We start from the raw sequence: 13,787 nt of genomic DNA on the forward strand, positions 1-13,787 counted from the left end.
ATGTCCTCGCTTCTCTTTCGGGGTGAGAGTGCCTCAGCCGTGTGCGACAACGGCGACGGGCGCAGTGGAGTGGTGCAGCACCGCGTGGGTGACGGCACCGATGTGGACGCCGGCGGGGTTGCGGCGCACGCGCCGGCCGACGACGACGAGGGAGGCGTCCCGGGAGGCGTCGATCAGGAGGTCGGCGGCGCTGCCCGGGCGGGACACTTCCACGACCTCGACGTCCGGGTACTTCTGCCGCCAGGGACGCAACGCCTCGGCGAGTACGCCGGCCCTCTCGCGGGCGAACTCCTCGTGGGGCTCGAAGCCCGATCCCCTGGTGTAGACGGCATAGGGCGACGTGTTCCAGCCCTGCACGACGTGCAGCCCGGTGGTGCGGCGCTGTGCCTCCTGGAAGGCGAAGGCGATGACGGTGTCGTCGGGGCTGCCGGTGTCGAGGCCGAGGACGACGGGCCGGAAGGCGGTGGCGGCGGACGGAACGCCGGCGGGGCCCACGACGTGCTCGTCGGCGGCCTGTTCCCCGGTGCGCACGAGGACCACGGGCACCTCGGTGCGGGCGACCACGGACTGCCCGACGGACCCGACCAGGAAACCACCGAGCCCGCTCAGCGCGCGGGAACCGAGGGCCAGCAGTTCGGCGTCGCGGGCGGCTTCCACGAGGACGTCGGAGGGCGTACCGGCGCGTTGCTCGGTGCTCACCTCGACTCCGGGGTGGCTCAGCCGCAGGTTCTCGGCGGACTCGCGGGGGATGCGCTCGGTCCAGTGCTGGTGGGCCTCGGCACCCGGGACCGGGGCTTGCGCCATGGCTTCCGGCACCGGCTGCCACACGTGGACCAGCCTGACCGGCAGGCCGCGCAGCTTCGCCTCGCGGGCCGCCCATTCGGCGGCGGCCCGGCTCTCGGCGGAGCCGTCGAGCCCTACGGTGATCGTGCGGGCCATGGGGTCCTCCTCCTGTGTCGGGTGGTCTGTTCTCAGCATCTTGTCCGGCGGGCTCTCGGGGCAGGGGCCGCTGGTCCCCGGCGGGGGCCGACCGGCCCCATCGGCACACCGCTGCGGTGACGTTCGGCGCGGCCCTCCGCTGCCGCGGACGAACGGGAGCCAAACCCACAGCCGTCCCGGGCCGGGGGTACCGCCGGCGGAGGTGACGGCGAGGACGACGAGCAGCACGGGTGGACCAGGTGGTGGACGGCGAACGGGTTCGCCGGCCTGCTCGGGGAGCCGTCCGACAGGTGCCGGGCCGGTGGCCACCGGATCCTCCGCATCAGCTGTCGTCCGGCGGACGACAGCGGTGGACACGGGCTGCGCACGACGCCGTTCACACCGTCGCGACCAGACTCCCACTCCGTCGGCACCGGCCGGTGAGGGCTTCCGGGAACCGCTGCTCCCCTTCCCGGAGCAGCTGTCCCGGTGGGGTGCACGGGACCGCACCCGGGCCTTTTGCCCCGGTCAGTGGACCACCAGACCGTGTTCCCGGAACTGGCCGCGGACCCGGTCCACCAGTGCCGCGTCGGGGGCCGGGGTGTCCCGCAGGGGGAAGGGGACGTTCAGGGCGTCGTACTTGGCGGCGCCGAGCTTGTGGAACGGCAGGATGTCGATCCGTTCGACGCTGCCGAGGCCCGCGAGGAAGGCGGCGAGTCCGTCGATCGCCTCCGGGTCGTCGGTCCAGCCGGGCACCAGCACGTACCTGACCCACATGCGCTTGCCCAGCCGGTCGAGGCGGGTGGCGAAGTTCAGGGTGGGGCCGAGTTCGCCGCCGGTCAGCTTCCGGTGGGTCGTGACGTCGAAGGACTTGATGTCCAGCAGCACCAGGTCGGTGTCGGCGAGGAGTTCGTCCGTGGCGCGGGCGCCGAGGAAGCCGGAGGTGTCGAGCGCGGTGTGCAGTCCTGCCTCCTTGCAGCGGCGCAGGACGGCGCCGGTGAGCGCGGGCTGGAGCAGGGGTTCCCCGCCGGTGAGGGTCACCCCTCCTCCGGCGGTGGTGATGAAGGCCCGGTACTTGTCGATCTCGGCCATCACCTCGTCGACGGTGGCCCGCCGGCCGTCGCGCATGTGCCAGGTGTCGGGGTTGGCGCAGTACAGGCAGCGCAGGGGGCAGCCGCTGACGAAGAGGACGAACCGGGTCCCGGGACCGTCCACGCCGGTGGACAGGTCCCAGGAGTGGATCCGGCCGGTGACCGGTCCCGTGGTCATGGCTCTCACAGTGATCCGTGGAAGGTGCGGCTGATCACGTCGAGCTGCTGCTCACGGTTCAGGCGGACGAAGTTGACGGCGTACCCGGAGACCCTGATCGTCAGCTCCGGGTACTTCTCCGGGTGCTCCATGGCGTCCTCCAGCACGGCCCGGTTCAGGACGTTGACGTTCATGTGGAAGCCGCCCGAGGACGTGTAGGCGTCGAGGATGCCGACCAGGTGGCCGGCGCGTTCCTCGGGGACGTGTCCCAGCCCTTCGGGGGTGATGGTGATGGTCAGGGAAATGCCGTCGCGCGCCTCCTCGTACGGCAGCTTGGCCACCGACAGGGCCGAGGCGGCCACCCCGTGCCGGTCGCGGCCGTTCATCGGGTTGGCGCCGGGTGCGAAGGGCTCTCCGGCACGGCGGCCGTCGGGGGTGTTGCCGGTGTGCTTGCCGTAGACGACGTTGGAGGTGATGGTCAGCACGGACTGGGTGTGCTCGGCGTCGCGGTGGGCGGGGTGCTTGCGGACCTTCGCCATGAACGACTCCACCAGGTCGACGGCGAGCGCGTCGACACGGTCGTCGTTGTTGCCGTACGCCGGGAACTCGCCCTCGGTCGCGAAGTCCACGGCCAGTCCCGTCGCGTCGCGGAACACCTTGACCCGCGCGTGCTTGACGGCGGACAGACTGTCCACGGCGACGGAGAGACCGGCGATGCCGCAGGCCATGAAGCGGTGGACCGGATAGTCGTGCAGGGCCATCTCAATGCGCTCGTAGGCGTACTTGTCGTGCATGTAGTGGATGACGTTGAGCGCGTCGACGTATGTCTGCGCGAGCCAGTCCAGGATCCGGTCGTACGCGGCCGACAGCTCGTCGTAGTCGAGGTACTCACCGGTCAGCGGCGGCGTCCTGGGGGCGATCTGGTCGCCGGTCATCTCGTCCCGGCCGCCGTTGACGGCGTAGAGCAGGGCCTTGGCGAGGTTGACACGGGCCCCGAAGAACTGCATCTGCTTCCCGACCGCCATGGCGGAGACACAGCAGGCGATGGCGGTGTCGTCGCCGGTGCGCGGGCGCATCAGGTCGTCCGACTCGTACTGGACGGCGCTGGTGTCGATCGAGACCTGGGCGCAGAACTCCTTGAAGCCGTCGGGCAGCCGGGGCGACCAGAGCACGGTCAGGTTGGGCTCGGGGGCCGGGCCGAGGTTGTACAGGGTCTGCAGGAAGCGGAAGGAGGTGCGGGTGACCAGGGGCCGGCCGTCGGCGCCGAGGCCGCCGATGGACTCCGTCACCCACGTCGGGTCGCCGGAGAACAGCGTGTCGTACTCGGGGGTGCGCAGGAACCGCACGATGCGGAGCTTGATGACGAAGTCGTCGATCAGCTCCTGGGCGCGCCTCTCGTCGAGGAGCCCCTCGTCCAGGTCCCGCTGGAGGTAGACGTCCAGGAAGGTGGAGGTGCGGCCCAGCGACATCGCCGCACCGTTCTGTTCCTTCACCGCGGCGAGGAAACCGAGGTAGAGCCACTGGACCGCCTCGTGCGCGGTGGCCGCGGGCCGGGAGACGTCACAGCCGTACGTCGCCGCCATGCGGGTCAGCTCGCCCAGTGCCCGGATCTGCTCGGCCAGTTCCTCGCGGTCGCGGATGACGTCCGCGGTGGACGGCCGGGCGTCCAGCAGGACGCGTTCGGCGCGCTTGGCCTCGACGAGCCGGTCCGTGCCGTAGAGCGCGACGCGCCGGTAGTCGCCGATGATCCGCCCGCGGCCGTAGGCGTCCGGCAGGCCGGTGATGATGCCGACCTTGCGGGCGGCGCGCATCGTGGGCGTGTAGGCGTCGAAGACGCCGTCGTTGTGGGTCTTGCGGTAGGTCCCGAAGACCTTCGACACGAAGGGGTCGGCCTCGTGGCCGTAGGCCTTCAGACCGTTCTCCACCATACGCAGACCGCCGTTCGGCATGATCGCCCGCTTCAGCGGGGCGTCGGTCTGCAGACCGACGATCAGCTCACGGTCACGGTCGATGAAGCCGGGAGCGTGCGAGGTGATCGTGGACGGGGTGGCGGCGTCCACGTCGAGGATGCCCCTGCGCCGCTCCTCGGGGAACAGGGCGCTGACCTTCTCCCAGACCGCGCGCGTGCGGTCCGTGGGGCCGGTCAGGAAGGAGGCTTCGCCTTCGTAGGGTGTGTAGTTGGCCTGGATGAAGTCGCGCACGTCGATGCGCTCACGCCAACCTCTTCCGGCGAACCGACGCCAGGCGTCGGCGGTCCGGGGGCCGGCTGTCACCGTCGCGGTCATCACAGGTCCTCTCGTCGAACGAACGGTCTTCTCACCGACGATGCTCGCCGTCCGGGCCGACGGCGGGCAGTGCCGGACAGGGCACGGGGCGGGCCCCGTCCGGCCCGGGGCCGCCGGGACCTTCGGCCCCGGGCCGCGCACCGCGGCGCAGGGCTCTCCTCCCCGATCGGCCGCCTTCGGACGTCTTCGTGCTTCCTCTCCGCGAAGGCCGAGGGGCCGCACAGCCCTGCTGTGAGTCCTTTCGCCCCTGCGGGGCAGAGGGCGGCACCGGGGCCGGTCGGCCCCCGGTCGGGACTGCCGGTACCTCGCGCGGAGCATGCCGGTGTTCGACGCTGGAAGGACCACGCCCCACAGCCGAGGAGCGCAGCGTCATGGCTCGTTACGTGTACGACTTCACCGAGGGCGGCCGTGACATGGTCGACCTGCTCGGTGGCAAGGGTTCGAACCTGGCCGAGATGACCCGGCTCGGACTGCCGGTGCCGCCGGGGTTCACCGTCACCACCGAGGCGTGCCGGGCCTTCCTGGCCACCGGCGGCGAGCCTTTGGGCATGTGGGAGGAGATCTCCGAGCACCTGAGGGCTGTCGAGACCGCCGCGGGAAAGCTGCTCGGTCAACCGGACGACCCGCTGCTGCTGTCCGTCCGCTCCGGCGCCAGGTTCTCCATGCCCGGCATGATGGAGACGATCCTCGACATCGGGCTCAACGACGAGTCCGTTCTCGGGCTGGCCGAGGTCTCCGGCAGCGAGCGCTTCGCCTGGGACTCCTACCGCCGTCTCGTGCAGATGTTCGGCAGCACCGTCATGGGCGTCGCCCCCTCCCGGTTCGAGCGGGCCATCACCCTGCTCAAGGACCTGCGCGGGGTCCCGGACGACGTGCACCTGGACGCCGGTGATCTCACCCAGCTCGTGGAGACGTACAAGAACCTCATCCATCTGGAAACCGGCGAGTACTTCCCGCAGTCGCCCGCCGAGCAGCTGCGCCGGGCGGTCCTGGCGGTCTTCGAGTCCTGGAACGGCGAACGCGCCCGGCTGTACCGGCGGCGCGAGCACATCGCCGACGATCTGGGCACCGCCGTGAACGTGCAGCGCATGGTGTTCGGCAACCTCGGGCCGGACTCCGGCAGCGGTGTCGCCTTCACCCGCGACCCGGCCACCGGGCGCCCCGGCCTGTACGGCGACTACCTGCCCGACGCCCAGGGCGAAGACGTCGTCGCCGGGATCCGCAGCACCGCGCCCCTGACCGAGCTGGAGCGCCTGGATCCCGGGTCCTACGGCCGGTTGCGTGCGCACATGGAGACCCTGGAGCGGCACTACCGCGACCTGTGCGACATCGAGTTCACCATCGAGCGCGGCACCCTGTGGATGCTGCAGACCCGGGTGGGCAAGCGCACCGCCGAGGCGGCTTTCGCCCTCGCCGCCGAACTGGCCGACGAGGAACTCATCACTGCGGACGAGGGCCTCACCCGGGTGAGCGGTGAGGGACTCGCCCGGGTGATGTTCCCGCGGTTCGACGCCTCGGCGACCGGTGATCCACTCGCCCGTGGTCTCCCGGCCTCGCCCGGTGCCGCGGTCGGCGTCGCGGTCTTCGACTCCGCCGAGGCGGTTCGACGTGCCGCCGCCGGCGAGAGGGTGGTCCTCGTCCGTCAGGAGACCACCCCCGACGACCTGCCCGGCATGATCGCCGCGCAGGCGGTGCTCACCAGTCGCGGCGGCAAGACGAGCCACGCCGCCGTCGTGGCGCGCGGTATGGGCAAGGTCTGCGTCTGCGGTGCCGAGGAGCTCTCCGTGGACCTCGGGGCTCGGCGCTTCACCGCACCGGACGGCACCGTCGTCGAGGAAGGCACGGTCCTGTCCGTGGACGGCACCACGGGTGCCGTGTACCCGGGATCCGTTCCGCTGGTGGACTCGGCCGTCATGCGTTTCCTGGAGGCCGGTGCGGGCGACCGGGGGACGACCGGTGTGGTCGACGCGGTGGCCCGTGCCCTGGCCAGGGCCGACACCGTGCGGCGGCTGGAGGTGCGGGCCAACGCCGACACCCCTGAGGACGCCGCCCGCGCACGCCGGTTCGGCGCGCAGGGCATCGGCCTGTGCCGCACCGAGCACATGTTCCTCGGCGAACGCCGCAAACTGGTCGAGGAGATGATCCTGGCCGACACGGACGCCCGGCGCGACCGGGCGCTGGCAGCCCTTCTGCCGCTCCAGAGGGAGGACTTCACGGGCATCCTGGAGGCGATGGACGGTCTGCCGGTCACCATCCGTCTGCTGGACCCGCCGCTGCACGAGTTCCTGCCGGACCGCACCGAACTGGCGGTGCGGATCGCCGCCGCCGAGGCCCGGGGCGGCCTGCCGGACGCACACGACGTCGAGCTGCTGACCGCGGTGAACCGCATGCGCGAGGAGAACCCGATGCTCGGGCTGCGGGGCGTGCGCCTCGGCCTGGTGGTCCCCGGCCTGGTCGCCATGCAGGTCCGGGCGATCGGTGAGGCCGTCGCGCACCGTCTTCTCGCCGGTGGCACTCCCCGGGCGGAGATCATGGTCCCGCTGGTCGGGGACGTCCGAGAACTGCGGATCGTCCGGGACGAGGTACAGCGAGTACTGACCGAGGTCTCCGAGACGTCGGGGGTGCCGGTCACATGCCCCGTCGGCACCATGATCGAGCTGCCCAGGGCGGCGCTGACGGCAGGCCGGATCGCCGAGGAGGCGGAGTTCTTCTCCTTCGGCACCAACGATCTCACCCAGACCACCTGGGGGTTCTCCCGTGACGACGTCGAGGCCGAGTTCTTCCCCGCCTACCTCGACAAGGGCGTCTTCCCCGCCTCCCCGTTCGAGACGCTCGACCGGGACGGCGTGGGCCGACTGGTCCGGATCGCCGTCGCGGAAGGCCGCGCCACCCGGCCGGACCTGAAGATCGGCGTCTGCGGCGAGCACGGGGGGGATCCCGACTCGGTGCACTTCTTCCACACCGCCGGACTCGACTACGTCTCCTGTTCCCCCTTCCGGGTCCCGGTGGCACGGCTGGAGGCCGGGCGGGCGGCGCTGGAACGGACCGATGCGAGCGACAGCAGGTGAGCGGGGCTCTCGGCCCCGGTTCCGGGGCCGGCCGCCCCTGGGGCCGGGACACGGCACGCGGCAGGCTTGAGGCGTGCCGGAACGATCACGAGGAGTGGATCGCATGACTGCCAAGGGCATCGGTGTCCGTGGCCTCGACGCCACCGTCCGGGTGCGCGCCGAAGGCGACGTGGACGAGGAGTCCCTCGCCTACGTCCGGGAGAAGGTCGGCGCCGCTCTGGGCCGTCCCGGCCTGCCGCCCGCCAGCGGCGAAGTGCGCGTCGTCAGAGCCACGGCCCACCACGTCGAGCTGCCCTGGTCCGCCGGCGCGGAGATCCGGGTGGGACACCACCTCGTGGTCGTCCATGCCCGCGAGGCGAGCGCCCGGGAACTCGCCGACCGGTTGCAGGACCGGCTGCGCAGCAACACGGACCGTGCCACACACCACGGGGACGCCACCCGCAGGACGGCCACGCCGCCCCCGTGGCGCGGCGGTCCGGAGCAATAGGCGCCTCGGGCGCCCGACCTGGCGGGGAGTCAGGGCCGTCACGGCCCCCTCCCCGCCGTGCTCGTGAAGGAGGAACCACCGTGCCCACTCGCACCATCGGTGAAGTGATGACCAGGAACGTCGTGCAGGCACGCCGGACGACACCGTTCAAGGAAGTCGTCCGGCTGCTCGACCACCACCGGATCAGCGGAGTGCCGGTGCTCGACGCCGACGACAAGGTTCTCGGAGTGGTCTCCGGAACCGACCTGGTGCGCGCACAGGCGCACCGGGCGGGTTCCGGGCCGGTGCGCGCCGTCACGGCGGCGGACGTGATGTCGAGTCCCGCGGTCACCGTGCACCCGGAGCAGACCGTCCCGGACGCGGCCCGGCTGATGGAGCGCCGTGGCGTCGAGCGGCTGCACGTGGTCGACGAGGAGGACCGGCTCATCGGCATCGCCACCCGCCGGGACCTGCTCCGGGTCTTCCTGCGCACGGACGACGACATCCGCCACCAGGTGACCGAGGAGGTCCTCGTCGGTGTCCTGGGACTGCCGGCCGAAGCCGTCCGCGTCTTTGTCCGCGACGGTGTCGTCACCCTCGACGGCCGGGTGGAGCTGCGCAGCCAGGTCCCCGAAGCCGTCCACGCCGCATGGCGGCTGGAGGGCGTCGTCGAAGTGATGAACGCTCTGACGTTCCGCGTCGACGACTGCGCACCGCCCGCCGGGGCCGGTGGCACCGAAGTCCCGTGACCGACTCGGCCGACGGGCATGCGGGCCTGTGCGAGGTCCGGGCCGACAGGCCCTGCCGGCCCGGGCCGGACGGGCTCGGAAGGGGACCTTCGGCGCCTGCGGCGGCACCGGGTTCCACAGGACAGTGGAGTCAGGGAGGGGCACCGGTCCCCTGCGGTGCCCCTCCCGTCCCGACGCCGCCGCATGTGCACGGCGCCATCCGACACCGGAGGCAGACCACCATGACCCGACAGGGCTCGCGGACCGCGGCCACGACCGGCATCGAGGCCCCGTCCGACACCGCGGTCGCCGTGGACCGTCTGGTCACGGCAGGCCTCAAGGCACTCGCCGACTACGAGAGCCTCACCCAGGAGCAGGTCGACCACATCGTGAAGAAGGCGTCGGTCGCCGCCCTGGACCAGCACACCGCGCTGGCCCGCCTGGCGGTGGACGAGACCGGGCGGGGGGTGTTCGAGGACAAGGCGGCCAAGAACATGTTCGCGTGTGAGCACGTCACGCACAGCATGGGCCGCATGAAGACCGTCGGGGTCATCGCCCGCGACGACATCGAGGACATGGTCGAGATCGCGGAACCGGTGGGCGTGGTGTGCGCGATCACTCCCGTCACCAACCCGACCTCCACGACGGTATTCAAGGCGCTGATGGCCCTGAAGACCCGTAACCCGGTCGTGTTCGCCTTCCACCCCTCCGCCCAGCGGTGCAGCGCCGAAGCCGCCCGGGTCGTACGTGACGCGGCCGTCGCCGCGGGAGCGCCGGAGCACTGCGTGCAGTGGGTCGAGCAGCCGTCGGTCGAGGCCACCCGCATGCTGATGCGGCACCCGGGCGTCTCGCTCGTCCTCGCCACCGGAGGCAACGCCATGGTCAAGGCCGCCTACTCGGCCGGCAAGCCCGCCCTCGGTGTGGGTGCCGGCAATGTCCCCGCCTACGTCCACAAGAGCGCGAAGCTGCGCCGGGCCGTCAACGACCTGGTGCTGTCGAAGTCGTTCGACAACGGCATGATCTGCGCCTCCGAGCAGGCCGTCATCCTGGACACCGACATCTACGACGCGGCACTCGCCGAGTTCCGCACCCTCCACGCCCACCTGGCCACCCCGCAGGAGAAGGCGAAGCTGGAGTCCTTCCTGTTCCCCGCCACCGGCGGCTCGGGCGCGGGCTGCGAACCCAAGGTCAACGCCACGGCCGTCGGCCAGAGCCCGGCCTGGATCGCCGAGCAGGCCGGATTCTCCGTACCGGAGGAGACCTCGGTCATCCTGGTCGAGACGGAACGCGTCGGCCCGGACGAGCCGCTGACCAGGGAGAAGCTCTGTCCCGTCCTGGCCGTGCTCCGGGCCGGGGACGAGCAGCAGGGCTTCGGCCTGGCCGCGGACATGGTCGCCTTCCACGGCCAGGGCCACAGCGCCGTCATCCACACCGAGGACCGCGCCCTGGCGGAGGCGTACGGCACGCGCATGAAGACCGTGCGGATCATCGTCAACGCCCCTTCCTCGCAGGGCGCGATCGGCGGCATCTACAACGGCCTGCTGCCGTCGCTGACCCTCGGCTGCGGCTCCTGGGGGAGCACATCGGTGTCGAACAACGTCTCCGCCGCCCAGCTCCTCAACGTCAAGCGGGTCGGTACCCGCCGCAACAACCTGCAGTGGTTCAAGGTCCCGCCGAAGATCTACTTCGAGCCGCAGGCCATCCGCTACCTGACCTCCATGCCGGACGTCCACCGCGTCACGATCGTCACCGACGCGACCATGACCCGCCTCGGCTTCGTCGACCGGATCACGCGGGTGCTGCAGCGGCGTCGTGAGCCGGTGACCGTACAGATCATCGACAACGTCGAACCCGAGCCCAGCATCGACTCCGTGCAGCGCGGTACCGGCCTGATGCGGGACTTCCGCCCCGACACGATCATCGCACTGGGTGGCGGATCGCCCATGGACGCGGCGAAGGTGATGTGGCTGCTGTACGAGCAGCCCGACATCGACTTCGCCGACATGCGGCAGAAGTTCTCCGACATCCGCAAGCGCGCCTTCCGCTTCCCGACCCTGGGCAGGCTGGCCCGCCTGGTGTGCGTGCCCACCACTTCCGGAACCGGCGCCGAGGTCACCCCATTCGCCGTCATCTCCGACCCCGCCACGGGTAAGAAATACCCGCTGGCCGACTACGCGCTCACCCCCAGCGTGGCGATCGTCGACCCCGCTCTCACCGCCGCCCTGCCCCGGGCGCTGGCCGCCGACAGCGGCTTCGACGCCCTCACCCACGCCATCGAGTCGTACGTGTCCGTCTACGCCAACGACTTCACCGACGGCCTCGCGCTGCACGCGATCCGCCTGGTCTTCGAGCACCTGGAAGCGGCCGTCAACGACCGCGACGGGTCACCGGAAGCACGCGAGAAGATGCACAACGCCGGCACCATCGCGGGCATGGCCTTCGGCAACGCCTTCCTCGGCATCGTCCACGCCATGTCCCACACCCTCGGCGCGACCTTCCACATCGCGCACGGCCGCACCAATGCCGTGCTGCTCCCGCGCGTCATCCGCTACAACGGCACCGTCCCGACGAAGCTCACCGGCTGGCCCAAGTACGAGAACTACCGTGCCCCCGAGCGCTTCCAGGACATCGCCCGCACCCTCGGACTGCCGGCCGCCACCCCGGCCGAGGGCGTGGAGTCCCTGGCCGTGGCCGTCGAGCGCCTGCGCGACGCCGTCGGCATCGAGCCGACGTTCGAAGCGCTGGGAGTCGACGAGCGGACCTTCCTGGACGCTCTGCCGCAGCAGGCGCTCAACGCCTACGAGGATCAGTGCGCACCGGCCAACCCCCGCATGCCGATGCTGGACGACATGCAGGGAATCATGCGCAGCGCCTATTACGGCTGAGTGCGGTCGGCCGACGACCGCCGAAGCCGGCCGGGCACCACCCCGCTTCCGTACCGCCTGCCGCCGGCCCGTTCGTGGCAGAAGAAGGCGTGGGCCTGTGCGCGTGCCGTTGGCGGAGATCGCCGACGGACAGTGCCGGCCCCCCGGTCGTACCCGCTGATGACGACATCCGGCTCCTGTCGAGGTCCGCCTGCGGCGAAGACCACCGCGCCGGGGTCCCGGGCGCCGGTGCTCCCCCGGCCCGACGTCAACTGCGGAGCCCGGCCCGCCGACGCCGAGCCGCTGACCGGCCGAGCCGTGAGGGGTCCCGGCCGCCCCTACCGTCCAGTGGGACCGCCGGCCGCGGTGTTCCACGATCACGCCGTGGCCACCCGGACCGACCTGCCGCTCCCGGACCGCCGGCTGTTTCGGCGACGGTCCGTCACAGCCTGGACTCCGACCGGCTCGTGCGTGGTGGACGGTGGCCCGGAAAACGTCGACGGACAGGCGGTCGGAGCGATGCCTGCGGAGCATCCGTCAGGAAGGGTCCTGCTGTGCTGCTCGGCGGGTCGAGCGACGGCGCAGCCACAGGGGGAGGACGTACCAGGACAGCGCGAACCACAGCATCACCGCGCCGACAAGCAGCTTCGCCATGAGGCCCGGCAGGACGACGTGCAGGATCAGCAGCAGGGTGCAGCCGATCGTCACGGCCAGGAGAGCCATGCCGCACATCATGAGCCGGTGCGCCACCTCCACCATCTCGTCCTTCATGCGCTGCCCGGCCAGGAAGCGGTGGATCGACACCGGTGCTATCAGGGATGCGGTCGCCGCCGCGCCCGACACCACCGTGATGACGTAGACGATGTGGTCGAACGTGCCCAAGTCGTGGAACAGGGGCGTGAAGGCGACGCTGAGCAGGAAGCCGAAGAGGATCTGGACTCCCGTCTGCGCGACGCGTGTCTCCTGCATGATCTCGTTCCACCGGCGATTGACGCGCTCACGTGGGGTCTCCGACGCCTCGTCCCCCGGAGAGGTGGCGTGATCGCCGCACCCACCGCATCGGCCGGTCTCCGCTTCCGGCCGATCGGTCGACTCCACCGCCAGGCTCATGTTTCCTCCCGTTCCGAACCTCCGTCTGCCCGCCCTGCTTCGTTGCATGCCGGCAGCAACCGGATGCCACCCGGCCCTGGTCGGGAACGTGAGCAGGCGGACAGGTCGGAAATCCGGCCGGGCCGGAAGCTGCGCGCCTCCCCCGGCACCTACCGCTTCCCGGTGAGTGTGCGGGGCGTCCTGGATGCGGGAGGCGGAGACCCGCCTACCGGCCGCGAGGCCGGCACCCGGCGTCACCGCGCCCGCTCAGGCGCTCCGACCGGGGGCGGCGCGACAGGCTGCCGTCCCGGGTTGCGCTGACTGCGAGTCAGGCTGACCGGGGGACTGCCGCTCGGGCGCGGTGGCGGGGGCCCTGCGCCCAGGTGGGGACGGCGACGTTCATGCCGTTCGTGGCGTGGTGGGCCGGGCGGAGGCAGCGGATGGCTGCCCGCCGGCGCATCACCGGCACCACACGAGGGACTCACGTGGTGCCGGCCCGTCCCTGTTCAAGGCCCTGCTGGCTTGCGGTCCGCCTCCGGCGGTGCCGTGTCGGCGAGGCAGGTCGGCACCGTGACGGTCCAGGCGTTCGAGAACCGCTGGAGTGTTTCGGGTGATGTGCGTGCGCGGCAGCGACGAAGCCGCCGGGAGGATCGCGGGTCGCAGCCGTCTCAGGCCGCTGCCGTGGGGTTCGCCGATTCGGCGGCGCGTCGGTGTTCGGCGTTGATGCGCTGGGCTTCTTCGAGCTGGTCCTCGAGGATGACGATGCGGCAGGCGGCCTCGACGGGGGTGCCCCGGTCGACGAGTTCCCGGGCACGGGCGGCGACGCGCAGTTGGTAGCGGGAGTAGCGGCGATGGCCGCCCGGAGAGCGGAGCGGGGTGATCAGCCGGGCTTCTCCGACGGCGCGGAGGAAGCCCGGGGTGGTGCCGAGTATGTCGGCGGCCCGGCCCATCGTGTAGGCGGGGTAGTCGTCGTCATCGAGACGGCCGAACGAGTCGTCTGCTGTCATCGCACCTCTCTGTGGAATGCATGGAGGGGCCCTGGTGCCAATGGCACCAGGGCCCCGAAGGAACTGCTACACCATCTGCCGGCCCTGGTACTGCGCCGGCCTTCTGTTTCCGCG

9 protein-coding genes are annotated in these 13,787 nt (G+C 71.3%); 4 read left to right on the forward strand and 5 right to left on the reverse strand.

What is annotated here, in order from left to right; all coding sequences use genetic code 11:
- Positions 1–33: 33 nt before the first annotated feature.
- The 3 genes from TU30_RS08565 to pflB all read right to left on the reverse strand — a co-directional run bounded on the left by TU30_RS08565 (position 34) and on the right by pflB (position 4,451).
- Positions 34–939, reverse strand: a complete 906-nt coding sequence (locus tag TU30_RS08565; protein WP_042166723.1) for a universal stress protein — start codon at positions 937–939, stop codon at positions 34–36.
- Between the two features lie 507 nt (positions 940–1,446).
- The gene (gene pflA, locus TU30_RS08570; RefSeq protein ID WP_042166725.1) at positions 1,447–2,187 is read right to left on the reverse strand and encodes a pyruvate formate-lyase-activating protein; all 741 of its coding nucleotides are present in this window, start codon (positions 2,185–2,187) and stop codon (positions 1,447–1,449) included.
- A gap of 5 nt (positions 2,188–2,192) precedes the next feature.
- Positions 2,193–4,451: a formate C-acetyltransferase gene (pflB, locus tag TU30_RS08575; protein ID WP_042166727.1), complete on the reverse strand. Its 2,259-nt coding sequence runs from the start codon at positions 4,449–4,451 to the stop codon at positions 2,193–2,195.
- 371 nt (positions 4,452–4,822) lie between these two features.
- On the opposite strand from pflB, the gene ppdK reads away from it, so the two are divergent.
- The 4 genes from ppdK (at position 4,823) to adhE (ending at position 11,598) form a co-directional block, all read left to right on the forward strand.
- Positions 4,823–7,519 carry a pyruvate, phosphate dikinase gene (ppdK, locus tag TU30_RS08580; RefSeq protein WP_042166729.1) on the forward strand — a complete coding sequence of 899 codons (2,697 nt, stop codon included), beginning with the start codon at positions 4,823–4,825 and terminating at the stop codon, positions 7,517–7,519.
- Positions 7,520–7,622: 103 nt separating this feature from the next.
- Positions 7,623–8,006 carry a hypothetical protein gene (locus TU30_RS08585; RefSeq protein ID WP_042166731.1) on the forward strand — a complete coding sequence of 128 codons (384 nt, stop codon included), beginning with the start codon at positions 7,623–7,625 and terminating at the stop codon, positions 8,004–8,006.
- A 107-nt stretch (positions 8,007–8,113) separates the two neighbouring features.
- Positions 8,114–8,734: a CBS domain-containing protein gene (locus TU30_RS08590; RefSeq protein WP_042166733.1), complete on the forward strand. Its 621-nt coding sequence runs from the start codon at positions 8,114–8,116 to the stop codon at positions 8,732–8,734.
- 221 nt (positions 8,735–8,955) lie between these two features.
- The gene (adhE, locus tag TU30_RS08595) at positions 8,956–11,598 is read left to right on the forward strand and encodes a bifunctional acetaldehyde-CoA/alcohol dehydrogenase (RefSeq protein ID WP_042166735.1); all 2,643 of its coding nucleotides are present in this window, start codon (positions 8,956–8,958) and stop codon (positions 11,596–11,598) included.
- A 516-nt stretch (positions 11,599–12,114) separates the two neighbouring features.
- On the opposite strand, the gene TU30_RS08600 is transcribed toward adhE, so the two are convergent.
- A complete protein-coding gene (locus TU30_RS08600; protein ID WP_042166737.1) occupies positions 12,115–12,687 on the reverse strand; it encodes a DUF6328 family protein in 573 nt (190 codons plus the stop codon).
- 647 nt (positions 12,688–13,334) lie between these two features.
- Positions 13,335–13,673: a MerR family transcriptional regulator gene (locus tag TU30_RS08605; protein WP_042166740.1), complete on the reverse strand. Its 339-nt coding sequence runs from the start codon at positions 13,671–13,673 to the stop codon at positions 13,335–13,337.
- Positions 13,674–13,787: the final 114 nt, after the last annotated feature.

The organism is Streptomyces sp. NBRC 110035 (genome assembly GCF_000829695.1).
Taxonomy (GTDB): domain Bacteria; phylum Actinomycetota; class Actinomycetes; order Streptomycetales; family Streptomycetaceae; genus Streptomyces.